The following is a 21903-nucleotide window of genomic DNA, read 5'->3' as shown; positions in this document are numbered from 1 at the left end:
GCGGCAGGACCTAGGCTGGCTGCTCGATAGTTTCCTGCCGGAAGCGAAGCTTCCAGCCGCTGGCATCTAGCTGCCACCACGAAGAGACAATGAGCGTCCCGGTGCCGGCCGGCTTCATCCGGTAGGCCAGCAGCACCATTTCCTCGCTGATCTGGCGGGTGGCCAGGACCTGCATCTGGCCGGTGCCCGGAAGGGAAGATCCGGCGCTCAAGAGCGATCCGATCGTCGCGACATCAAGCAGTCCTCCATGCCGGGTCACTTCCTGGTAACTCGGGTGCAGGAAATCCTTGAGCTCGGTGAAACTGGAGCGGATCTGCGGGTCGAGGAAGCCGAGTTCAAGTTCGTAGACCGTGGCCGCGAAGTCGGCGCCCGGCTCCGCTTGCACCTGGGCGGCGGTCGGAACTTCCGGTGCCGCCGGAACTGGTGGCGCAGTGGCGGTCCCGCCTGTAGCTGCTGCCGGGCGTGCGCCCCCGGCGTAGCCGGGTCCAGCATCCACAGCGGTGCCCTGCTGATGTGCTGTCGCTGCCGCCCGTGCGCGGTCGTCGGCAGCTTCGTTCAGCTCATGGCCGGCGTGCCCCTTGACCCATTCAAAGGTGTATTTCCGCCCTTGGATCGCGGCATCAAGTTCCTTGAGGATGTCCTGGTTGAGAACTTGTTTGCCATCGGCTTTTTTCCAGCCGCGCTTTTTCCATCCGGGCATCCATTTGCTGATGCAGTTGATGGCATACTGCGAATCGCAGAGGATCTTCAGCTCTTCATCCGGCAGGTGCGCGGTGGAACGGAAGAGCTCGAGGACAGCTTGGAGCTCGCCCATGTTGTTGGTCCCATGGTCCCAGCCGCCAGCGGCCCAGTTCTCTTCGTCCACGTACCAGGCCCAACCGGCCGGCCCGGGGTTACCGAGGGCGGATCCATCTGCAGCAGCAATGATCGTCATGGTTTAATCCTGCCACGCTACCGGCCTGGCTCCGGCTCATGGATTGGGCCATGTCGCCGCCGGGTCTATGGCGTTGTTCGCACTTCATCTTGCCGTGCACTGGCTACCATGGGTGGCGTGAAGAAAATATTGCCCCTCTTGGCGGCCATCAGCCTGCTATTGGCCGCGTGCTCGGAGCCCTCGACTGATCGGTTCAGGGAGCAGGACCCAGAAGGCTATGCGGCCTGCATCCATTTTGGCGGCGGGCTTGATGCGCCCCAGGGAGTTGGAGAAACCAATATGCAAAAGGCCGCAGCCCATGGTGCGCAATCCGCAACCGGGCCAGTGCGCGATGCGGTTGATCTCCGAGAGCCGCAAACCCCTGAGATCACGGATCTTGAAGGATTCAAGAAGGCCTGTGAAGCTCAGGGGTTTGATTACTAGCCTGCCAGTTCGGTGGGATACAGCGGATTGTGCCCGGACTGGACGCGCTCTTGCGGGCGCACCGGCTCCGGGGCCGTGCCTTCTAGCCACGGTCCCTGGTCGGCCAAGCGCTCGCGTTCTGAAGCTTCCAGCCAGTTCTCCAAGACCGGCCCCTTGGGGATGATCTGGGTGGGGTTGATATCTTCGTGGACCACGTAGTAGTGGGCCTTGATCTGCTCGAAATCGATAGTGTCGCCAAAGCCGGGAGTCTGGAACAAATCCCGTGCATAACCCCAGAGGTTCGGCATTTCGATGAGCTTGTTCCGGTTGGTTTTGAAGTGCCCGTGGTACACCGGATCGAATCGAACCAGGGTGGTGAAGAGCCGGACGTCTGCCTCGGTGATGTGGTCGCCCATGAGGAAGCGGCGGGTGGACAGGCGCTCTTCAAGGAAATCCAAGGTGGCAAACAGCCGGTCATGGGCATCGTTGTAGGCGCTTTGGCTGCCCGCGAAGCCGGCGCGGTAGACGCCGTTATTGACCTCGGTGAAGATGCGCTTGACCAGCGGGAGCATCTCGTCCAGCTGGTCCTGCGGTATCAGGTTGGGCGCGCCTTCGCGATGGAATTCTTTCCATTGGGTGGACAGGTCCCAGGTGATTTGCGGGTAGTCATTGGTGACGACCGCCCCGGTGGGAATGTCCACGATGGCCGGTACGGTGATGCCCCGCGGGTAATCGGCAAAGCGTTTGAAGTAGTTCTCTTGAATGCGTTCGGTGCCAAGGACCGGGTCTTTCCCACTGGGGTCCAGGTCGAAGGTCCAGCTGCGGGCATCGTGCGTGGGGCCGGGCAGTCCGACAGACAGCGCGTCTTCCAGGCCCAGTATTCGGCGAACAATCAGCGTGCGGTTGGCCCATGGGCAGGCGCGAGCCGCGACTAGCCGGTAGCGTCCGGCTTCCACCGGCCAGAGCTGGGCGCCTACGCCGACACCGGCGTCCGGGTGGCCGATCTTGCTGTTGTTGTGTTCACTGCCGTAATTTGCCGGGTTCGCATCGGCCACGATCCGGTCTTGGATGTAATTGGTATCCCGGGTGAATTCCCCGCCGGTGACATAGGCACCCTTGGTTGAATATTCCTCGCTCATCTTTTCCCTCCACAGTCCGTCGCGCCAATCCAGATTGCGCGCTCCCCTATCGACATTATGGCAAGCGGCAGCAATTGAACATGGCAGCAAGTTCAGAAATCTGATTGACGCGTCACCATATATTGCCAAATTAAACTTTACACGAGATGATTGATGCGTCAACAAAATTTGCTGAGCTGCAAGATTTCAAAAGGGTGAAGAAAATGACGAGCGATGAGACCCGCTGGCTATCCGAGAGCGAGCAGGACCTCTGGAGAACCATCCGCGAATTCCTCTGGCTATTCCCCAGTGCCATGGATCGCCAGCTGATGCGCGATTCCCAAATGCAGTCCGGGGAGTACTCGGTCCTGGCCGTGCTTTCTGAAGCAACAGAACCCAGTTTACGTCCCGCGGACGTCGCCGAGGCATTGCGCTGGGATCGCTCGCGCCTCTCCCACCTCTTGCGCCGCATGGAGGCCAAGGGCTTGATCAGCCGCTGCTCCGATGAGACCGACCGCCGCGGCCATCAGATTGCGCTGACTGAGCTGGGCCAGGCAACCATCGAAAACGCGGCACCCAGCCACGTGACCTTTGTGCGAGAAACCCTCTTTGATTCGCTGGACGCCGACGAACGCCGCGCCCTGGAGACCGCATTGCCCAAGATTCTTGAATCGATCGAGCAGCAGGGGCTCAAGGACTCCAGCTGCTAGCCTGCCCGCGAGGCCAGCTCGCTACTCTGGACCAAGCGGGCGAAACGCCCACCGAGGGACACCAGTTCGTCAAAGGTTCCGGCCTCTGCGATCTTCCCCTCATCAAGCACCACAATATGATCCGCACGCATCACCGTGCTCAACCGGTGGGCAATCAGCAACGTGGTTCGACCCGCCGCCAGCTCGTCCAATGCCTGCTGGACCAAGGCCTCGGTGACCGTATCCAACGCGCTGGTCGCTTCGTCCAGCACCAGGACCTTGGGTTCGCGCAGCATGGTGCGGGCGATGGCCAGGCGCTGCTGCTCGCCTCCGGAGAACCGGTGGCCCCGCTGCCCCACTTCGGTCTCAATACCCAGGGGCAAGCTGCGAATCAGCTCGGCAATCTGCGCTGCCTCCAGGGCATGCCACAACTGCTCCTCGGTCGCCTCCGGCGCAGCCCACAACAGGTTGGCCCGGACGGTATCGTGCAACAAGTAGCTTTCCTGGGCAACAACGGAAACTGCACGGGCGATGCCCTGCGGGTCGTATTCCCTCAGGTCCACCCCATCAAGCAGCACCTGCCCGGAGGTTGGATCAAGCAGCCGCGGCATTAGGGAGCCGAGCGTCGACTTTCCCGAGCCAGTAGTTCCCACCACCGCCGTCATGGTGCCAGCCTTGAGTGTCAGATTCAGCCGGTCCAGGGTTGGCTTATGCGCCTCCGGATAGCGGAAACTCACATCACGCAGCTGAACCTCGCCGCTCATTCGCTCGGGCTCCACAGCCTTTGGCTCAGCGGCCACCGGGAGTTCTTGATCCGCATCCAGGTATTCGAAGACGCGGCTGAACAGCGCCATCGCGGATACCCACTGCACCGAGAGCTGCATGAGCCCCATGACCGGGCGGAAGATCCCTGCTTGCAGTCCCGTGAAGGCCACCAGCGTTCCGATGCTCATGCCATCACCGGTCACCGGCAGGCCAGCAGCCAAATAGAGCGCCGCTGGAATGGCTGCGAAGATGATGCTCATGGTGGCCATGCGCCAGCGTCCAGCTAGTGCGCTTTTCATTTCAAGATCAATGAGCCTGTGGCTGGAACCTGCGAATGCCTGAGCATCCGCGGGACCGGTGCCCATGATCTTGGAGAGGCGAACGCCGGAAATGCTCAGGCGCTCTTCAATGAGAGATGCCAGGTTCGACATCTCGCGCTGGCGCTTGCCGGTGACCGCTCGACGCAGTTTCGCGGTTTGCTTGGCCAGCAAGATGGCCGGCGGGAAGACAACCAGCGAAATCAGGCTCAGCTTCCAGGAAATTGCCACCATGGCCACGGCCGTAGCCACCACGGTGGTCAAGTTCGAGGCGATGCTCGTTGCCGAGTTGGTGATCACCGACTGCATCTGCCCTACGTCATTGATCAGCCGGGATTGCACATCGCCGGATCGCGAGCTGGTGAAAAATCCCAGTGATTGCTTTTGCAGGTGCGTGAAGAGCCCGGTTCGCAACTGGTGCATCACGCGCTGCCCCATCAGGGTGGCTCGCCAGGTCTGCAAAACCTCCAGCACCGCGGTGGCCAGGGCAATCGCTACCAGCCCCCCTGCGCCTAGCACCAAGAGGCGGATATTGGACTGGGGAACCGCGACATCTATCAGCTCTCGGACAATGAAGGGCTGTGCCAGGCCAATGATGGACGAGGCTGCAATCAGCAGCACCACAGCAAGGACAGCTCCCAGATGCGGGTGGAACAGTGCTGCTACGCGCTGAAGGGATACCGGATGCTCGGCCAGCCATTGCTTGTCCTGGACGGCATTTTTCATTCGCCCTCCGCCGGCCGGCCCACCGGGATGTCCGGGCATTGAATTCACGCTCATAGACCCTCCTTCATCATTCACTTCCCCAAAGAATAACAGAGGTAACCTCACTATGTGGTTCCATCTTGAAATTGTTCTGAAGAACACACTATTCTTGGAACCATGCTGAACGAAGAGTCCAAGCCTGACTTGGCAGATCTTTTCCTCCGCGCTTCGCGCGTTATTCGAGGCCGCTGGAGGGAAGGGTTGATCCCCTTGGGAATCACCCCGCACCAGTCACGGGTGCTGTCCCTGCTGGGGCATGCCGAGTCCGAGGGTTTGCGCAATTCTCAGCTTGCCGAGCGGCTGCATATCGCAGCGCGCTCCACCACCGAGGTAGTCGACCAGTTGGAGGCCAAGCAGCTGGTGATCCGCACCCCGGATCCTGCAGATCGCCGCGCAACGCTGATCGCATTAAGTCCCAGTGGCCGTGCACAGCTGGGCGAGATGTCCCGGCTTCGCAGGGAAAGCATGGAGGGATACTTCGAAAAGCTTTCGCCGCCGGACCGCGAAGAACTGACGAGGCTGCTTGAAATCCTCGACCGGGACAATCCGCGGCCGGCGCGCTTGGCGTGCAAGGAGCCAGGGGCCGCACACTGAACTTCGCATTAACGGGCCACGGCCCGGATAACCACTGCGTGGGTATCCGAGCCGTGGCCCTGGCTCTGCGCTGACGCAGAATTAGTTGTCAGTTCTCGGTCTTGCCGTGGCGCCAGTAGCCCATGAACGCCACCTGCTTGCGGTCGATGCCAGCTTCGCGGACGAGGTAGCGGCGCATTTCCTTCACTGTTCCAGCTTCGCCGGCGACCCATGCATAGAACGGCGCCTTGTTGGCCTGCCCGGTCTCCCACAAGATCTGCGAGTCCACATCGATGTCCTCCGGCTCGGCATTGGTATGCACCACTCCTGCTGCAGGAATCGCCACCACCTGGCTCAAGGCATTGCGCAACAGCTCGCCATGGGCGTGGCTGCCACGAGTCAGCCACTGCACCGAAACACCCGAACGGGTCGAAGTACCCAGGATGTCGGTGGTCTCGGGCACCTCAATGAGCGCATGACCGGTGACATTCGACGGCAGGGATTCGAGAATGGCGCAGATCGCCGGGGCTGCGGTTTCGTCGCCAGCCAGCACGATTCGCCGCGCTTCGCCCGGACGGAATTCGATGCCGCCGTAGCTCGCGTCGTTCAGGAACTTGTTCGGGCCCAGCAACAGCAGCTGGTCTCCGACCTGCGCGCGGTCGCCGAATTCGGTGGCCGGGCCGCCTTGCAGCTTTCCATCCACCACGCGCCCGTGCATCACGAAGTCGATATCCAGTTCCGCGGTCAGCCCCTGGTTGTCGCGGTGGCCGGCCTCGCGGAAGGCCCGGACCGTATAGGTTCGCATGTAGCCGCGGGTATCGGGATCAATGGACAGCCAGCGCTTGTACCAGCCTTCTTGTTCCGCTGGGCTGGTCATGGCCTGCGGGCGCATCGAGGCGATTTCATCGGTCAGGGCCGTTCCGCCAGCCGGAGGCAGCAACAGCTTGATGCGCATATCCAATGGGTGGCTGTTGGTCCCGAAATAGTCCAGGTCCTTGCCGCTGACGGTCAGCCGGCGGAAGGAAGGCGAGAGTTCCTGCCGGTTGATCACCGTGGTGTCAAAAGCCAGGGTCGGGACATGCTCGTAGGCCGGACGGTGATCCAGCGCCGTGGCCTCGGCGACATCCTCGTTTCCACCCTGCGCCGCGGCTTCGGGCTCCAGCGCCTGTGGCTCGCTGCGGAAAATGCCCTTGGAGGCCAGCACCTGTTCGGTGCGCAGCACCCGGTGCCGTCCGATGGGCAAGACCAGCGGGGTGCCACCTACCGGGTCCGGGATCACCCGGCTGGGCATGCCGAAGACATCCTTGACGGTCTTTTCGGTGACCACTTCATTGGGGTGGCCGGCAGCGTAGATCTTGCCATGGCGCAGGGCCACCAGGTAGTCGGCGTACCGGGCTGCCAGGTTCAAATCGTGCAGCACGATGACCACGGTGATGCCGCGGCTGCGGTTCAATTCGCTGACCACGTCCAGCACTTCCAGCTGGTGGGCCACGTCCAGGAAGGTCGTGGGCTCATCGAGCAGCAGCAGGTCGGTTTCCTGGGCCAGGGCCATGGCGATCCAGACGCGCTGGCGCTGTCCGCCGGAGAGCTCATCCACCGCGCGGTCGGCCAGCTCGATGGTGCCGGTCAGCTCCATCGCACGATTCACCGCCGCTTCATCCTCTGCGGAGAAGCGCTTGAAAAGCCCCTGGTGCGGGTAGCGTCCACGGCTGATCAGCTCGCGGGCGGTAATCCCATCCGGCGCGGTCGGCGACTGCGGCAGCAGCCCCAGGGTCTTGGCGACAACCTTGGCCGGCTTCGAGTGGATATCCGCCCCGTCCAGCAGCACCTGGCCACCCGATGGCTTGAGCAGCCGGGACAGGGCACGCAGCAGCGTGGACTTGCCGCAGCCATTGGCGCCCACCACGATGCTCACCTGCCCGGTAGGAATATCCAAGGACAGCTCGTCGACGATGGTGACCTTGTCATAGGCCAAGGTCAGATCGCTAGCCTGCAAAGTGGCCATGGGTTATGCCCCGCTTCCGGTTGAGTTGGCGCGCACCAGGATCCAAATCAGGAAGGGTGCGCCGAATGCGCCGGTGATGACACCTACCGGCAGTGCAAGATCTGCGAACAAGTTCGCGGCAAAAAAGTTGGCAACGACGACCAGGGCAGCCCCGGTCAATCCCGCCAGGGGGATGTGGATCGGCCCGCGGCTCAGCGCCGCGCTGATCGGCCCGGCCAGGAAGGCCACAAAGGCCAGCGGGCCAGTGATGGCAATAGGCAAGGCACCCATGGCCACGGCAACAACCACGAGCAGTATCCGTGCCCGGCCCACGTTCACGCCCAAGGCGGCCGCCGAGTCTTCGCCCAGCTCCAGCATCTTCAGCTGGCGCACGACGAAGGGCAGCAGGATCACGCCGATCGCCCCGAGGCTGATCAGGAGGACCAGGGCGCTGTGCCAGTTGCTGGAGGAGAGCGATCCGGTCAGCCAGTGCATCACATCGCTGGCGGTATTCACCTGCGCCCGGGTCAGCAGGTACTGGATCAGGGCCTGGAGCATCGCGCCGATGGCCAGGCCGGCCAGGATCAGCCGAGGCCCGGTGCGCTTGCCCGAGGCCGAAAGCCAATAGATCAGCGCGGCGACAACCAGACCGCCGGCCAACGCGAAGGCGTTGAGCTTCCAGTCGTTATAGCCCAGGGTGATCATGGCCAGGACCGCGGCGGCCGATGCGCCATAGCCAACGCCGATGACGTCCGGGCTGGCCAGCGGGTTGCCCAGCCAGCGCTGGAAGAGGGCGCCGGAGATGCCCAGCCCGGCTCCCGCCAAGGCGCCGACCGCAACGCGCGGAAGCCTGTCGGACATGATGATGAAGCTGGTGCCGGGGACTTTCTGCCCGCCCAGCACCTGCAGGACTTCGGCCGCAGGCAATCGATCCCTGCCCCAGAACAGGTAGGCGATGATGGCGAGCACCATGGCCAAGGCCATCCACACGGCGGTGCGGCGCGCCAAGTTCCGTCGCACCGCGGCCTTGGCCGGCACGCCTTGCGGCACCGGCCCGGATTCTTCTGCGGTTGGCTGGCTCATAGCTGCTCTTGTCATTTCTTTCGTGCTCACAGGCTCACCGACTTCATGCCGCTGCGCATCATCAGGATAAACAGCGGCCCGCCGATCATCGCGCACATCACGCCCACCTGGATTTCACTCGGCGGCGCGATCACCCGTCCCACGGTATCAGCGGCCAAAAGCAGCACCGGACCGGCCAGCAGGCTGCCGGGCATCAGCCAGCGGTAATCGGAGCCCACCAGCAAGCGAACCGCATGCGGGATCATCAGGCCGACAAAGGCGATCGGCCCGGCCACCGCGGTAGCGGTGCCGGCCAGGATGACCACGCCGATCGATCCGAGCAGGCGGGCGCGGCCCAGGTTGAAGCCCAGGGCGGTGGCGGTGTCATCCCCCATGGAGACCGCATTGGAAACCCGCGCGGTGGACAGCAGGATCAGCGCGCCGAGGGCCACCATCGGTATCGCCCCGAGGAAGGTGTCGATGGGGGTGCTGGACAATGATCCGATTTGCCATTTGCGGAAGCGGTCCAAGGTGGAATCAGAGACCATCAGGATCGCGTTGGTCATGGCCCCAACGCCCACTGCCAGGGCCGCGCCGCCCAAGGCGAGCTTGATCGGGGTGGCCCCTTCGCGGCCTACACTGGCCACCAGGTACACCAGGGTCATCACCACGGCCGCGCCAATAAAAGCTGCCAGCATGATGCCGGCCAATGAGCTGACGCCCAAAAATGCGATGGCCACGACCACGCTCATGGAAGAACCGGCGTTCAACCCGAGGATTCCGGTGTCGGCCAGCGGGTTTCGGGTCAGCCCCTGGAGTCCAGCACCGGCCAGGCCAAGCGCCGCCCCGACCACAATCGCCCCGACGGTGCGGGCAAAGCGCGAGGCCACCACGCCTTGGTCCCCGTTGTTCGGGTCAAAATGCCATAGGGCATCGCTGGCGGTGCCCAACGACACCGACCGGGCGCCGAAGAGCAGCGAAGCGGCTATGGCCACTGCCAGCAGCGCTCCGAGGATCAGGAAGGCACCGACTTTCCGGGGCAATCGGGGCCCGGTGTGCTCCTGCGCTTGGCGCGTCGTTCTTTCAGTCGCGGTCATTGGTTCCTACACTCATTGCTATGGCACATCTTTCCTCGCCCACCGTTATTGCTCCTGGCATCAGCCTGCTCACGGCCGATAATCCCTCGGAAATGACGCTGGATGGGACTAATTCCTATTTGCTCTTCGACCCGGCATCCCAGGCGTTGACGCCGGGCACCCCGGTGGTGCTCATCGACCCGGGGCCCGAGCTTGAAGCGCATTTGCAGGCGCTGGCTCAATTCGATATCCAGCTGGTGCTGGTCACCCATCGCCATGCGGACCATACCGGTGGGATCGATCGCTTGCGCCAGCTGACCGGGGCGCCGGTCCGCGCGAAGCTGGCTGAATTCTGCCGCGACGCCGCCGTGCTGGAAGACCATGAGGCGATCAGCGCTGCCGGGGTGGACATCCAGGTTCATTTCACCCCTGGCCACACCTCGGACTCGGTATGCTTCACGATGCAGGACTCGCATCTGTTCACCGGCGATACTGTCCTGGGCCGGGGCACCACCATCTTGGAGCATCCAGATGGATCGCTGGCCGATTATCTCGCTTCGCTGAACAAGCTGCTGGATTTGCCGGACATGCCCCTGCATCCGGCGCACGGGCAGCAGCAAGGAACCTCGCATCAGCTGCTGCGTGCCTACGTTGAGCACCGGGAGTCCCGGCTGGACCAAGTGCGCGCCGCCCTGCAGAAACTCGGCAAGGCCGGGGCGGACGCCACACCAGCTGACTTGCTGGAGTTCGTCTACCCCGGCCTGGATCCGCGCCTGGTGGGCGCGGCTAGCCGATCGTTGGAAGCGCAGTTGCACTATCTAGCGTCGAATCGCTAGCCGCTACTTTGCGGCTGCTGCGTTTTCAGCAGCCTTCACGATTTTTGGAACTACCTTGTCCAAGGACCATTCAAGGGACAGCGGCGAAGCTGCTGAAATGGCCAAAGTTGCTTCATCGGTGCCTGGCAGCGCCAGGGCATCGTTCTTCACGGCCGGAATCTGGCCATACAACGCCTGGGACTTCACAATGTCCTTGGTGGTGTTTCCGGCTACTGCCGAAGCGAAGACGATATCCGAATCCCACTCGTTGACTTTTTCAGGTGAAACGGTGAAGAAGAAGGTGTCCTTTGCGGCGTTCTTCTGGACATAGTCGGCCTGCTTCATGCCCAGAGCCTCGAGGAAGCGCGGGCGGGTGTCGCCCTGCGAGTAGACATAAGCGGTATCCGGAGCGGAGAGGTCGGCTGCGATGAAGGTGCTGTCCTTCAATACCGGATGCTCTTCGCCGACCTTGGCCAGGTCGCCTTCAACTTTCTCGATCAGCGCGTCGGCTTCTTCTTCCTTGCCCAGCATCTGGCCGGCGGCTTCGGTCACGTCCTGCCAGCTGGTCAGGTAATTCGGCTCAATCGGGCCAACAACCGGAGCGATTTCCTGCAGCTTTTCGTACTGCTCTTTCTTCAAGCCCGAATACGGGGCGAAGATGACGTCTGGCTTGGTCTTGGCGATAGCCGTGTAGTCCGGATCGTCACCGGTAGCAAACTGCACCGGAGCCTTCTCGGAACCAATGGAAGCGTCCAGCTTTGCGAGCGCCTCGTCCTTCCACTCGGTGGAGTTGTTCTCGTTCTGGCCGTAGGCGTCGGTGTCCATGCCCACTGGAACGGTGTCCAGGGCCAGCAGGGTGTCGGCGTTGACCCATGAGATCGTTGCGACGCGCTGCGGAGCCTTGTCGATTTTGGTCTCACCATAGATGTTCTTGATGGTGACCGGGGTGAAGTCGCCTGCAGAGGTGGCCGACGCATCCGCCGAAGAATCTGCGGAGTTGCTTGCCGAACCGCAAGCGGTCAGGCTCAGAGCGAGGATTGCGGTGGACGCGGCGAAGATCCCGGCGCGACGTGAAATATTCATGGGTCGGTGATTCCAGACTATGCGAGGTTCTGTAAACATGTTGGCGTAGATAGGTTAGGTTTACCTATCCGAGCCCTATGCCACAATACGCGCTAGGCCCATCAATACGCAACACGAAACGTGTCTAATCACCGACCCGGAAGTGAAGATAGCCACACAAGCCGGGTGGCTTTCCCCGCTGGCCACAGGATTCAGTCCCTGCCGGCCAGCAATCGAGCCGGATCTGCCACGGAGATCGACACCCGCACCAGCGCCAACCCAAGCAGCACGGCGGCAATGACGGTAATCACGGTCAACGGGCTGAGTAGCACAGCCATTCCGGCCAGGGGAAAGACCAGCAGGGTTGAAGCGATGGCAAAGGCGAGGGACGCCGCCAGTGCCGGAATCATCAGGGACTTGGTTCGCGCCGCGTTCATGGTGCTCCACGGCATGCCCAGCCGATGCAATCCGGAGTAGAGCTCGGCACGGTCCAAGGTGCCGGCGCTCTGCGCAATGGCCGAGGACGCCGCCACGCAGATAAAGGTTATCGCCAGGGTCACCAGGACGCCGGTCAGGATATCCCCGGGCAAATAGTCGTACCAGTTCTCGCTGGCTTCCTGGGCCGGGGAGAGCTTCATCATCGCTGCTCCGCTTCCGCCCACGACCGCAACGAAGGAGGCCATCGCGACGCCGGAAACCTGGCGCCAGGATTCGGCTGGGTTCTCCAGGATCATCCGGGCGGCCAGCAACTGCGCCGGCGTATCGGCTTTCCTCAATTTGACCTGTCCGACCTTGGAGACCAGGTAAGGCCCCACGAGATTCAGCACCAGGAGGCCGAACCCGAAGCCGCCGACAATCGCCCCCAGAATCACCGCGAAGCTCTGCGCCACGGCCCCGAGATTCGAGAAGAGCAGGCACAGCAGGATAATTCCGCCCACGGTGGCCACGGCCCGAATCCAGCTGGGCACCGGAGCGCTGCGGCGCGTGGCCACCGCCAAGGGGGTGATCATCAGCTTGCGCAAACCTGCAGCCGCGCTCACCGCAGAAAGCACGACGACTGCGACTACTGCAACCGCCAATACCCACACGGGCAGGTAGATCGCTGCTCCGATGGGTGCCCCCTGGAACGGAATCAACGATGCCAACGGCGCACAGGCCAGGTATAGCACGACACCGGCGAGCGCTCCCGCCAGGGCAGTACCGGCGGCCTGCACAATGGCTACCAGGCTGATCTGCGAGCCGGTAGCACCAAGCAGGCGCAGCGAGGACAGCGCCCGGTCATTGGCTCGTGCCGAAAGGCGGGCCGCCGCGGAGCCGAGCACCATCAGCGGCACCACGAGCAGCACCACGGCAAGCCCGGCCAAAGGCAGGTAGGCACCCTGTGCCTCAACTTCAAAACTGGTAAAGGAATAGGCGCCGCCCAAGACGATCAGCAAAATTGCGCTGACCAAGGCATAGGCGCTTACGGTTAGGATTTGCGGGGCCAAACGGGTTTTAGCCGGACGCCCGAGCAACCAGGCAAGGTGCAGAATGCTCATCGAACATCCCCGCCTAATGCGCTGGTGCCGCGTCGGCTGTCGCTGATCAATTGCCCGTCGTGCAGTTTTACGACGCGATCGCACTGTGCAGCAACAGAAGGGTCATGGGTGACCATAACCAGCGACTTGCCCTGGCCTACTGTGCACTCCAGCAAGGTCTCAAGCACCTCGGTACCCGTTGCGGAATCCAAGGCGCCGGTGGGCTCGTCGGCGAATACGACCATGGCGCCGGTGACCTGTGCGCGGGCGATAGCTACACGTTGCATCTGTCCGCCAGAGAGCTGCCCAATTCGCCGTTGCTCCATGCCGGCCAGCCCCAGGGCCACGAGCGCCTGTCCTGCCTGTGCGACGGCGGCAGCTCGGGGGGAGCCATTGATCATCAGGGCCATGGCCACGTTTTCTTCGGCCGTGAGTTCCGGGATCAGCAGGCCGGATTGGAAAACGAATCCGAAGGACTGCCGGCGCAGCTTGGTTCGCGCCTTATCCGCGAGCTCCTGGATGTCCACTGGCTGTTGCCCGGGCAGGTTGAGCATCAGGCTTCCCGAGTCGGGCAGCTCAATGCCGGCCAAGGCATGCAGCAATGTTGATTTTCCGGATCCGGACGGACCCATGATCGCCAATGATTCCCCGAGGGAGATTTCGAGATTGACGCGGTTCAGTGCGGTGGTTGAGCCAAAGCTCCGGCAAAGGTTCTGGGCAAGGAGTACGGGTGGATGGCCAATGGAATTTTCAAGCATGATTCCATGTTTTCAATATTGAGCTCTGCGCACATCGGCGCGCAGGGCGAAGTCGCGCTTTGTCAGGCTCATCCTCCGGTAGGAGCGTCGGCGCCACGAACCAGTACCCCAGGAGTTCTTGAAACTGCCCATGAAATTGGAACTGTATACGCAGCCGTTCTGTGCACCGTGCATTCGCACGCGGCAAACCGTGGCACGCGCCCAGACGCTGTTGCCGGATTTGCAGGTGGAAGAAATCAATGTTGTGGAGCAAGTCCAGCGCGGCGAGGAATTGGGCATCACCAGCACTCCGGTAATCAGGTTGATGCAAGGCAACACGGAAAAATTCAGAGCCAGCGATACACCCACGCTGCCTCAGCTTTTGGCTGCGATTGCACGCGCCAGCGACTAGTCTCACGTGATTTGAAGCCCCGAGATGCACGGTTCTCCGGCAATCATGGGGAAGAATAGATCAAGTGATAACTGTGCCTGGCGTTGAACATGAGTGTTTCCAGCGTGTCTTAGCTGATTCAGCCAACCGCATTGAATGGCTCAGGGCACGCGCTCAAGGTATTACGGCAACCGACGTCGCCAAGCTATCCACCGAGAAGTCCATCAAGAACGCGGCCTGGGACAAGCTCTACGGCAATGGATTCTCCGGCAACACCTACACAGATCACGGGCGCAAACGCGAACCAGTCATCGCGGCCTGGGTGCAGGAGAATTTTAATATCTTCCCTTCATCACAGTTGTTTCACGCCCAAAACTCCAAGCTACATTTAGCTACCCCGGACGGCCTGGGCTTCGATGCGTCAGGCGCTCCGGTTTTGGCGGAAATCAAGACCACCAACAAGCCGTTCAAGAAGATCCCCAAGAACTACTTGCGCCAAATCCTCTGGCAGCAGCACGTCATCGGTGCCGAGCGAACCCTATTCGTCTGGGAAGAGCACCAGGACTTCGTACCAGTGCGCGCGGTACCCGAGTACCTGTGGGTCGAACGGGATGATGATCTGATTCAAGATCTGATCGATAAGGCTGAAGCCTTAATTTCCGCATTGCGCGAGGCGACAGCCCGGCAGGAACGCTACAACGATTACGGCCCGGCGGCCCTGCGCCTGTAATTACTGCACTACGCAATAGGTCTTTGGGAGCCAGTTCAATGGTGGCTTCCAAGGATCTCTTGGTTTCTTGGCCATTATTCGAGGCTTAGGCCGGGGTCGTTGGAACGATTCTCGGATCAGGCAAGCATTCGGGATAGCTATCGAGCAACTCCGCCAATAATTTTTCGCGAATCATATTGCGCAGGCCCCACAGGTCTCCAGCATTGCGCGCTGAAAGGTAAACGGTCACGGTTTGCAGACCGTTTTGCGCGTCGGTCACCAGCAGCTCATTGTCGCGCCCGTCCCATAGGTCCGAGGACTCAAGTAGTTCCGTGCTGCGCTGGCGCAGGTATTCGATTGGCGCGTTGAGCTTCAGCTGCAGTGCCACATTGCCCGAAATCTCGGTGCTGCGCCGTGACCAGTTCTCAAACGGCGTCGTGGTGAAGTATGTGGAAGGCAAGATCATTCGGCGGCCATCGAGCAACAGGACCACCACATAGGACAAAGTAATCTCTTCGACAGTGCCGCGCTCGTTTTCAACCACCACGGTGTCATCCACACGGATGGAATCGGTGAAGGCAACCTGCAACCCTGCGAAGACGTTCGCGAGGGTGGATTGAACGGCCAAACCAACAACTACCGAGGCCAGTCCTGCCGAGGCCAGCAGTCCGGCGCCTAGTGCTCGCACTTGTTCAATTGTCAGCAGGACGGCGGCTACGGCCAAGATGCAGAGCACCGCGATGAGCACACGGCGCATCAAGCCCACCTGGGTCTGCACCTTGGCTAGTCGGCGTCCGGGTCCGAATTTCGATTCGAAACGGGACATCATGCCTGCCTCAATGACGAGAACCAGCTTGACGATGAACCAGGTCAAGAACGTCACCAGGATGATCAGAATGACGAATTGCCACGGGTTGTACCAGTCACGATCTCGATAGAAGAGCGCAAAGGCTGACTTGGCAACGATGGAAGTAATCAGACCGAAGAATGGAAAGCGGGTGGCCTTCACATCAGCTTCATCCACGCCAATGCGCTTGAGGATGCGGCGGGCAATCGCGCTGAAAACAAAAGCCAAGATAGCGGCAACCACTGCGCCGGCCAGGAGAACAGCCCAGAATTGCAACGATGCGGGGAGGACGCTTGAAACGCTGATGACTTCCTCGACGGTCTCGTCCAGAGGTTCAACGGGGGTAGGTGACATGTTTAAAGGATGTCATATGGCACTAAATAAATGCTGTGCAACCCCTTTCCGCAGCCTACGGAACCCAGCGTATCCGGGCGGTCTTGATCACAGTCGAATAGCTACGATGATTGAAAAAAGGATGGCACTCGCGCCGGCCAGCAAGGGCGAGAGAGGTTAATGACGTTTTATGAGTCCCTTCACGTAACACCCGATCAACCTGATGGTTAATGTGCCACCATGCTAAGTATGAGCCGAACATTTGCTTATCAGCAGGTTGATGTTTTTGCGCCCACTGCGTTCAACGGCAATGGGCTCGGAGTCGTATTCAACGCTGACAGCCTGACTGATAACCAGATGCAGCACTTCGCCCAGTGGATGAATTTGTCCGAGACCGTATTCTTCGTCGAGCCATCCCATGAAGAGGCCGACTATGCCATCCGCATTTTCACGCCGAGCACGGAGCTTTCCTTTGCCGGCCACCCGACGCTTGGTGCCGCCCATGCATGGCTGGAATCCGGTGGGGCGCCGGGACCTGCCGGACATTTGATCCAGGAATGCGGGGCAGGGCTCATTCCGGTTCGGGTCGAACGCGAATGCACCGACAGTCATTCCCGCCGGCTGGCGTTCCTCGCTCCCCCGCTGACGCGCACCGGTCCGCTGGAGCCAGATGTCCTCCAGTGGGCTATCAGCGGACTAGGAATCCACGAAGATGACGTGGTTGACCACCAATGGCTGGTCAACGGCCCGCATCCTGCTGGCTTGGTCCTGCGCGACGCAGACGTTGTTCTGGGCATCGAACCAGACTACGAGGCACTTCAGGGACTGGAGGTTGGCGTCATCGGCCCCTATACGGCTTCCAGCGTTGCCCATGGTGTGTGGCAGCCGCGAGGCTCAGTTTTGCCCCGTGTCTCGGGAACGCGGGAAGAATTGCGCCCCTTGGATTCCTCAGACCTGGAGCGTTCCGAAGAGCGCTTCGGTTCCGTAGTGATGCAACCGCCGGCCGACTTCGAGGTACGAGCCTTCGTCGCTGGCGAAGCGGTGTCAGAGGACCCGGCTACCGGCTCGCTCAATGCGGCTTTTGGAATCTGGCTGACCCAATCCGGGTACGCCCCGCAACGCTATACCGTGCGCCAGGGAACCCGCGTTGGCCGCAGCGCCATCTTGCATATCGAAGCCACAGAAAAAGGTGTCTGGGTCAGTGGAGATGTTGAAACCCGCATTTCCGGCAATGTGAGTTTCGACTGATTACCCGTTCATAGGCTCACTATCCATTCCACTTCTGCCAATCAGGTACTAGCCTTGTCCAGTGCCTGAAACTGCGAATCCCACCACTGACTTTGATAAGAAAGCCGCTTGGCGTGCCCTCTGGGCACTAGTCATCGGGTTCTTCATGATCCTTTTGGACACCACCATTGTGTCCACGGCCATGCCCTCCATCATGGCCTCGCTAGATGCAGATATCTCTGGCATCCTCTGGGTCAATAGCGCCTATCTGCTCACCTTTGCCGTTCCGCTGCTGGTCACCGGCCGCTTGGGCGACCGGTTTGGCCCGCGCAACATCTACCTCATCGGTATGGCCATCTTCTCCCTCGCCTCGCTCTGGTGCGGCCTCTCGGATTCCCTTGGATCGCTGATTGCCGCCCGCGCGGTCCAGGGACTGGGCGCCTCAATGATCTCGCCTCAGGCGATGACCATGATTACCCGCTTGTTCCCGTACCAGCACCGAGGCGCAGCCATGGGGTTGTGGGGTGCGGTTGCCGGTATCGCCTCACTGATTGGCCCGATTGCCGGCGGCTTGCTGGTGGACTCGGTGGGCTGGGAATGGATCTTCTTCATCAATCTGCCCATCGCCGTTCTCAGCTTGGTGATGGTCTTCAAATTTGTTCCGCGCCTGGAACCTCAGGCGCACTCCTTTGACTGGATCGGAGTTGCCCTGTCAGCAGTGGCGATGTTCTGCCTGGTCTTTGGCATCCAGGAAGGCGACTCGACCAATTGGGAACCCTTCGTTGGCCCGATTTCTTCGTGGCACTTGATCATCGCCGGCGTACTGCTGCTGGCCGTGTTCGTTTGGTGGCAGGGCAAGACGAATTCTGAACCGCTGGTTCCGTTGCGCTTGTTCTTGGTACGCAATTTTACGCTCTCCAATGTGGCCATTGCATTCATGGGCCTGACCATCGCAACCATCAGCCTGCCGATGGTCTTCTTCTTGCAGAACGTCCGCGGCTTGACTCCTACGGAATCAGCGCTGATGATTTCGCCGATGGCAGTGGTGGGCATTTTCATCGCACCTCGCCTGGGCAAGATGGTCAACAAGCTCAGTCCGAGAATTTTGGCAGTACCTGGCTTCCTGCTCTTTGGCGGAGCAACCGTGGTTTACGCCTACATGATGCACGCAGACATCGCTCTGTGGACCCTGCTGATTCCATCAGCTGTGCAGGGCGTTGGCTCGGCCATGATCTGGCCTTCGCTTTCGCTAGCCGCTACCCGAGACCTGACTCCGCGTGATGCCGGGGCCGGATCCGGTATCTATAACACCACTCGCCAGATCGGCTCCGTGCTCGGTTCGGCGCTGATCGCCGCGATGATGGATTCACGCGTTCAAGCTCAGATCGAAAAGGCTTCCACGAAGGATCCTGCAACACTGATGGAAGCAACCTCGGTCGGTTTGGGCCAAGCACTGCTGCTGCCAGGGTTCGCTGCCGTAGCTGCCGTGATTGTGGTGGCTTTCTTGACCCCCGGCAAGAAGTCCTGACAACAATTTCGTTGCCGTTCTGGATACAAGAGAACCCCGGCTTGCCAGTGGAATTCCGCTGGCAAGCCGGGGTTTTCTTGCTAACTATTTATGCCTGGTCTGAAGGACCATCGTTGCTGTCGCCGTTCTTGAACTCATCGACTTTCTCGCCGATTTTCTCCTGCGCATCAGCGGCAAAGCCCTTGATGTTTTCGGTGGCGTCGCCGGCGAACTCCTTGGCGTTCTCGACTGCTTCGCCCAGCTTCTTCTTTGCATCATCTAAGAAACCCATTGGTTCTCCTCTTAGCTTGTCATCCAAATTTGAACCCTGAAAACCTCAGTCTTCAGAAACAATCTACTTCCGCCTGTACACCGGACTGGGCAACGGCGCAAAGATTACTTTTCTTTTTTGATCTTCTTTGCTGCCCGGCGGCCAAAAATCAAAGCCACAGCAATACCGGCCAGCCACACATCCTTGGCCAAGGCGGTGCCATCAGCAGTTGGACGTACGCCATCAGACTCGGTCATACCGGGAGTGCGCAGGTAAGAAGACAGCAGCACCGCGGAGAAGGCGCCCAGACCGATTCCTGCCAAGCGCGAAGGGACCAACGGCAAAAGCAGGGCACTGCCCAGCGAGATTTCCGAAATGGATAGAACTTTGCCGAATACCGCAGGTTCGAGTTCCGCCATCTGCGGCACACCATTGGACGCCATCTGCTGCAACCCGGCCGCGCTGGCTTCATCAATGCGCAGCTTGTTAATGCCGCTGTTGAGAATGAATGCGCCGCTGACTAATCGGAGTGCGGCGTTTGCGATCGAGATTCCCATGGGCCCTCACTTTTCTTTCCAATAGTAAATACGCGTTCTGGAAAAGAACGCCCTGCTGTTCAGCGTAGTCATGGCTGTGGGACTTCACAATCATTTCAGCGGCGCGCTTGGCTCCCTTCAAGAATCAGAGATTGAGAATCGTGCTAAATTCGTGAATCATGATCGCTTCTTCCGCTGTACCACCGGCCGCACTTGATCTGCTCATTTCCCAAGGCTTCGACACCACCAGCGTCGATGAGCTGGCAGCGGCTGCGGGGATCTCGCGTTCCACGTTCTTCCGCAGATTCGGCTCAAAAGAGAATATGGTTTTTGCCGATCAAGAAATGATCATCGCCCACGTTCAGACTACGCTGGCGGCATCATCTGTCGACGCGATCTCGACTTTGATTGACGCGGCCCATGTCGTATTTGATCAGTACACGGTCAACCCCGAAGGTGCTCGGCTTCGGCACAGGCTGCTTTCTTCTGTCCCGTCGCTACGAGAACGAGAGCTCGTCTCAACTCATCGGTACGAGCGCGCATTCTACGATTTTCTGGTCCGTCGCGATTTGGCCAACACCGCACCGGAAAAATCCTTGTGCCTCGGAGTTAGCGCCGGCCTGGTGGCCATCCACAATGATCACCTGCGCACGTGGATCAAGGATCCGGCCAGCACCGACCGAAGCAAGCTGGCTCATGATGTTCGGCTATTCCTTGAACGCTTTGCTGACCTGCTGGGTGGCGAAAATACGGGCACGACCGACGCTTCCCCAACGCCTACGGTCATTGTTTCGGTGATTGATCCAGGTTTCGACGAGCAGTCCATTCTGCAGGCAGTTTCGGCGGCGCTGAAAGAACACAGCAAATAATCAACCACAGATGGTGAAACGTAGTTTCTTGACATGACACTGCGTTTCATTAGGCTGGAGTTAAAAGCTTTAACTCTAGCCAATTTGGAGCGTCTGAGATGACAGAGAAGTCGACCGGTTTGGAATTTCCCGCCGGTGTTGTTGAACCGGAGTACGATCTCTGGGCAGAAGACGTCAATATTGACCCCACCGGAATCTTTGCCGATATAAATGCAGCAGACCTCGCCTGGCGCGCCAAGGCACGCAAGTTTGTCATAGAAGAAGTCAAAAAGGACATCCACGAATATTGGGACAAGGCCGACTACCCCCTGCATCTGATCAAGAAGCTCGGCGAAGCGGACCTGCTGCGTGACGGAATGAATCTGGACTCCCACGAAAAAATGAGTCCACTGGCAGCCGGGCTGGTCAACATGGAAATGGCACGTGGCGATGGTTCCGTGGCCACCATCGTTGGAGTGCAGGGCGGGTTGGCGCTGCGCTCGGTGCTCTTCTGCGGCAATGAGGAACAGATCCAAAAATACGCCATGCCGATGCTGTCCGGCGACCTGCCTGGCGCCTTTGCACTGACCGAGCCAACCCACGGGTCTGACTCGGTGTCATTGGAAACTCGTGCGACAAAAGTCGAAGGTGGGTACCGGATCAGCGGTGAGAAGAAATGGATTGGCAACGGCTCTATCGGCGGCATCTCCATCGTTTGGGCTCGTGACGATGAGGGCAAGGTTCGCGGGTTCGCCGTCCATCAGGACGCCGAGGGGTACAACGCCACCACCATCCAAAACAAGCTGTCGCTGCGTGCTATCTGGCAGGCACATATCCGAATGGAGAATGTTTTCGTCCCCGACGAAGATGTGCTGCCGGATGCCACGAGCTTCAAGGACACGTCCCGAGTGCTGTTCGCTACGCGTCTTGGTGTCGCGTGGTCCGCTGTCGGCCATGCCACCGCTTGCTACGAGTCAGCGGTGAACTACGCAAAACAGCGAGTGCAGTTCGGCCGTCCGTTGGCTGCCAGCCAGATTGTCCAGGAGCGCTTGGCACGCATGCAATCCGAACTTGCAACCATTCAGGTATTGGTCATGCAAGCGACCAAGCGCGAGACCGCCGCTGAGCTCACCGGGCCACAGGCTTCGCTGGCCAAGTACACGGCCACTCGCACGGCACGAACCATTGCCTCCAATGCCCGCGACCTGTTGGGAGGCAACGGCATTCTCACCAGCAACCGCGTCGCCCGCCACTTTGCTGACGTAGAAGCTATTCACACCTATGAAGGAACCGAGACGGTCCAGGCCCTGATCATGGGGCGCGAGATCACGGGGTTCTCCGCTTTCGCATAAGCAATCCAGTGTCACTAGCAAGATGTCGGGGTGCTGTCCGTGTTAGCAGCCCGACATTCATGTGCG

22 protein-coding genes are annotated in these 21903 nt (G+C 60.4%); 10 read left to right on the top strand and 12 right to left on the bottom strand.

The features are described from left to right. Positions 1-10: 10 nt before the first annotated feature. Positions 11-934 carry an RNase H family protein gene (locus ACT7DV_RS10165; RefSeq protein ID WP_444662306.1) on the bottom strand — a complete coding sequence of 308 codons (924 nt, stop codon included), beginning with the start codon at positions 932-934 and terminating at the stop codon, positions 11-13. A gap of 117 nt (positions 935-1051) precedes the next feature. Here ACT7DV_RS10165 and ACT7DV_RS10160 point away from each other — a divergent pair, with 117 nt between their 5' ends. Continuing rightward, on the top strand, positions 1052-1357 hold the full coding sequence (locus ACT7DV_RS10160; RefSeq protein WP_444662304.1) for a hypothetical protein: 306 nt from the start codon (positions 1052-1054) through the stop codon (positions 1355-1357). Here the strand turns inward: ACT7DV_RS10160 and ACT7DV_RS10155 are convergent. After that, the gene (locus tag ACT7DV_RS10155) at positions 1354-2475 is read right to left on the bottom strand and encodes a glutathione S-transferase C-terminal domain-containing protein (protein WP_444662302.1); all 1122 of its coding nucleotides are present in this window, start codon (positions 2473-2475) and stop codon (positions 1354-1356) included. The two genes, ACT7DV_RS10160 and ACT7DV_RS10155, sit on opposite strands and share 4 nt — an antisense overlap. A 203-nt stretch (positions 2476-2678) precedes the next feature. Between ACT7DV_RS10155 and ACT7DV_RS10150 the strand changes: the two genes are divergently transcribed. After that, positions 2679-3164 (top strand): MarR family winged helix-turn-helix transcriptional regulator, encoded by a 486-nt coding sequence (locus ACT7DV_RS10150; RefSeq protein ID WP_444662300.1) that lies wholly within the window; start codon positions 2679-2681, stop codon positions 3162-3164. On the opposite strand, the gene ACT7DV_RS10145 is transcribed toward ACT7DV_RS10150, so the two are convergent. Then, a complete protein-coding gene (locus ACT7DV_RS10145; RefSeq protein ID WP_444662299.1) occupies positions 3161-5005 on the bottom strand; it encodes an ABC transporter ATP-binding protein in 1845 nt (614 codons plus the stop codon). The two genes, ACT7DV_RS10150 and ACT7DV_RS10145, sit on opposite strands and share 4 nt — an antisense overlap. A 102-nt stretch (positions 5006-5107) precedes the next feature. Here ACT7DV_RS10145 and ACT7DV_RS10140 point away from each other — a divergent pair, with 102 nt between their 5' ends. After that, on the top strand, positions 5108-5584 hold the full coding sequence (locus ACT7DV_RS10140; protein WP_444662297.1) for a MarR family winged helix-turn-helix transcriptional regulator: 477 nt from the start codon (positions 5108-5110) through the stop codon (positions 5582-5584). A gap of 88 nt (positions 5585-5672) precedes the next feature. Here ACT7DV_RS10140 and ACT7DV_RS10135 read toward each other — a convergent pair whose 3' ends face one another. Genes ACT7DV_RS10135 through ACT7DV_RS10125 form a run of 3 tightly spaced genes read right to left on the bottom strand, consistent with a single transcriptional unit; the run spans position 5673 to position 9706 of the window. After that, positions 5673-7568: an SIP domain-containing protein gene (locus ACT7DV_RS10135; protein WP_444662295.1), complete on the bottom strand. Its 1896-nt coding sequence runs from the start codon at positions 7566-7568 to the stop codon at positions 5673-5675. Between the two features lie 3 nt (positions 7569-7571). Continuing rightward, positions 7572-8630 (bottom strand): FecCD family ABC transporter permease, encoded by a 1059-nt coding sequence (locus ACT7DV_RS10130; RefSeq protein WP_444662293.1) that lies wholly within the window; start codon positions 8628-8630, stop codon positions 7572-7574. Positions 8631-8656: 26 nt separating this feature from the next. Further along, a complete protein-coding gene (locus tag ACT7DV_RS10125) occupies positions 8657-9706 on the bottom strand; it encodes a FecCD family ABC transporter permease (RefSeq protein WP_444662291.1) in 1050 nt (349 codons plus the stop codon). 20 nt (positions 9707-9726) lie between these two features. On the opposite strand from ACT7DV_RS10125, the gene ACT7DV_RS10120 reads away from it, so the two are divergent. Further along, entirely contained in the window at positions 9727-10521 is a 795-nt protein-coding gene (locus tag ACT7DV_RS10120) for an MBL fold metallo-hydrolase (protein ID WP_444662289.1), read from the top strand. Positions 10522-10524: 3 nt separating this feature from the next. Here the strand turns inward: ACT7DV_RS10120 and ACT7DV_RS10115 are convergent, their stop codons facing one another. From ACT7DV_RS10115 to ACT7DV_RS10105, 3 genes are all read right to left on the bottom strand, one after another. After that, complete coding sequence (locus ACT7DV_RS10115; protein ID WP_444662287.1) at positions 10525-11583, bottom strand: ABC transporter substrate-binding protein; 1059 nt, start codon at positions 11581-11583, stop codon at positions 10525-10527. Positions 11584-11774: 191 nt separating this feature from the next. Next, a complete protein-coding gene (locus ACT7DV_RS10110; protein WP_444662285.1) occupies positions 11775-13100 on the bottom strand; it encodes an FtsX-like permease family protein in 1326 nt (441 codons plus the stop codon). Continuing rightward, entirely contained in the window at positions 13097-13837 is a 741-nt protein-coding gene (locus tag ACT7DV_RS10105) for an ABC transporter ATP-binding protein (RefSeq protein WP_444662283.1), read from the bottom strand. The genes ACT7DV_RS10110 and ACT7DV_RS10105 overlap by 4 nt, the downstream gene beginning before the upstream one ends. A 130-nt stretch (positions 13838-13967) precedes the next feature. Here ACT7DV_RS10105 and ACT7DV_RS10100 point away from each other — a divergent pair, with 130 nt between their 5' ends. After that, complete coding sequence (locus ACT7DV_RS10100; protein WP_444662282.1) at positions 13968-14228, top strand: glutaredoxin family protein; 261 nt, start codon at positions 13968-13970, stop codon at positions 14226-14228. A 64-nt stretch (positions 14229-14292) separates the two neighbouring features. After that, the gene (locus tag ACT7DV_RS10095) at positions 14293-14937 is read left to right on the top strand and encodes a YqaJ viral recombinase family protein (RefSeq protein ID WP_236995193.1); all 645 of its coding nucleotides are present in this window, start codon (positions 14293-14295) and stop codon (positions 14935-14937) included. 85 nt (positions 14938-15022) lie between these two features. Here the strand turns inward: ACT7DV_RS10095 and ACT7DV_RS10090 are convergent, their stop codons facing one another. Continuing rightward, positions 15023-16117, bottom strand: a complete 1095-nt coding sequence (locus tag ACT7DV_RS10090; protein WP_444662279.1) for a mechanosensitive ion channel domain-containing protein — start codon at positions 16115-16117, stop codon at positions 15023-15025. A gap of 228 nt (positions 16118-16345) precedes the next feature. Here ACT7DV_RS10090 and ACT7DV_RS10085 point away from each other — a divergent pair, with 228 nt between their 5' ends. After that, the gene (locus ACT7DV_RS10085; RefSeq protein WP_444662277.1) at positions 16346-17344 is read left to right on the top strand and encodes a PhzF family phenazine biosynthesis protein; all 999 of its coding nucleotides are present in this window, start codon (positions 16346-16348) and stop codon (positions 17342-17344) included. A gap of 61 nt (positions 17345-17405) precedes the next feature. Then, entirely contained in the window at positions 17406-18851 is a 1446-nt protein-coding gene (locus ACT7DV_RS10080; RefSeq protein ID WP_444662275.1) for a DHA2 family efflux MFS transporter permease subunit, read from the top strand. 88 nt (positions 18852-18939) lie between these two features. Here ACT7DV_RS10080 and ACT7DV_RS10075 read toward each other — a convergent pair whose 3' ends face one another. Both ACT7DV_RS10075 and ACT7DV_RS10070 read right to left on the bottom strand, forming a co-directional pair. Then, positions 18940-19122: a hypothetical protein gene (locus ACT7DV_RS10075; protein WP_444662274.1), complete on the bottom strand. Its 183-nt coding sequence runs from the start codon at positions 19120-19122 to the stop codon at positions 18940-18942. Between the two features lie 104 nt (positions 19123-19226). Then, positions 19227-19658 carry a hypothetical protein gene (locus ACT7DV_RS10070; protein WP_444662272.1) on the bottom strand — a complete coding sequence of 144 codons (432 nt, stop codon included), beginning with the start codon at positions 19656-19658 and terminating at the stop codon, positions 19227-19229. Between the two features lie 158 nt (positions 19659-19816). On the opposite strand from ACT7DV_RS10070, the gene ACT7DV_RS10065 reads away from it, so the two are divergent. After that, positions 19817-20506, top strand: coding sequence for a TetR family transcriptional regulator (locus ACT7DV_RS10065; RefSeq protein WP_444662270.1), 690 nt, complete (start codon positions 19817-19819; stop codon positions 20504-20506). A gap of 98 nt (positions 20507-20604) precedes the next feature. After that, complete coding sequence (locus ACT7DV_RS10060) at positions 20605-21837, top strand: acyl-CoA dehydrogenase family protein (RefSeq protein ID WP_444662269.1); 1233 nt, start codon at positions 20605-20607, stop codon at positions 21835-21837. Positions 21838-21903 lie beyond the last annotated feature (66 nt).

This window comes from Glutamicibacter sp. TV12E (assembly GCF_052441935.1).
Classification (GTDB): domain Bacteria; phylum Actinomycetota; class Actinomycetes; order Actinomycetales; family Micrococcaceae; genus Glutamicibacter.
This window is presented reverse-complemented; position numbering and strand designations above follow the sequence as displayed.

Bases quoted from the DNA above. Each gene is read 5' to 3' on its own strand.
- ACT7DV_RS10085 (WP_444662277.1), top strand. From the start codon at position 16,346: ATGAGCCGAACATTTGCTTATCAGCAGGTTGATGTTTTTGCGCCCACT.
- ACT7DV_RS10120 (WP_444662289.1), top strand. From the start codon at position 9,727: ATGGCACATCTTTCCTCGCCCACCGTTATTGCTCCTGGCATCAGCCTG.
- ACT7DV_RS10065 (WP_444662270.1), top strand. From the start codon at position 19,817: ATGATCGCTTCTTCCGCTGTACCACCGGCCGCACTTGATCTGCTCATT.
- ACT7DV_RS10090 (WP_444662279.1), bottom strand. From the start codon at position 16,117: ATGTCACCTACCCCCGTTGAACCTCTGGACGAGACCGTCGAGGAAGTC.
- ACT7DV_RS10145 (WP_444662299.1), bottom strand. From the start codon at position 5,005: ATGAGCGTGAATTCAATGCCCGGACATCCCGGTGGGCCGGCCGGCGGA.
- ACT7DV_RS10060 (WP_444662269.1), top strand. From the start codon at position 20,605: ATGACAGAGAAGTCGACCGGTTTGGAATTTCCCGCCGGTGTTGTTGAA.
- ACT7DV_RS10135 (WP_444662295.1), bottom strand. From the start codon at position 7,568: ATGGCCACTTTGCAGGCTAGCGATCTGACCTTGGCCTATGACAAGGTC.
- ACT7DV_RS10075 (WP_444662274.1), bottom strand. From the start codon at position 19,122: ATGGGTTTCTTAGATGATGCAAAGAAGAAGCTGGGCGAAGCAGTCGAG.
- ACT7DV_RS10165 (WP_444662306.1), bottom strand. From the start codon at position 934: ATGACGATCATTGCTGCTGCAGATGGATCCGCCCTCGGTAACCCCGGG.
- ACT7DV_RS10130 (WP_444662293.1), bottom strand. From the start codon at position 8,630: ATGAGCCAGCCAACCGCAGAAGAATCCGGGCCGGTGCCGCAAGGCGTG.
- ACT7DV_RS10110 (WP_444662285.1), bottom strand. From the start codon at position 13,100: ATGAGCATTCTGCACCTTGCCTGGTTGCTCGGGCGTCCGGCTAAAACC.
- ACT7DV_RS10140 (WP_444662297.1), top strand. From the start codon at position 5,108: ATGCTGAACGAAGAGTCCAAGCCTGACTTGGCAGATCTTTTCCTCCGC.
- ACT7DV_RS10150 (WP_444662300.1), top strand. From the start codon at position 2,679: ATGACGAGCGATGAGACCCGCTGGCTATCCGAGAGCGAGCAGGACCTC.
- ACT7DV_RS10125 (WP_444662291.1), bottom strand. From the start codon at position 9,706: ATGACCGCGACTGAAAGAACGACGCGCCAAGCGCAGGAGCACACCGGG.
- ACT7DV_RS10115 (WP_444662287.1), bottom strand. From the start codon at position 11,583: ATGAATATTTCACGTCGCGCCGGGATCTTCGCCGCGTCCACCGCAATC.
- ACT7DV_RS10155 (WP_444662302.1), bottom strand. From the start codon at position 2,475: ATGAGCGAGGAATATTCAACCAAGGGTGCCTATGTCACCGGCGGGGAA.
- ACT7DV_RS10100 (WP_444662282.1), top strand. From the start codon at position 13,968: ATGAAATTGGAACTGTATACGCAGCCGTTCTGTGCACCGTGCATTCGC.
- ACT7DV_RS10070 (WP_444662272.1), bottom strand. From the start codon at position 19,658: ATGGGAATCTCGATCGCAAACGCCGCACTCCGATTAGTCAGCGGCGCA.
- ACT7DV_RS10105 (WP_444662283.1), bottom strand. From the start codon at position 13,837: ATGCTTGAAAATTCCATTGGCCATCCACCCGTACTCCTTGCCCAGAAC.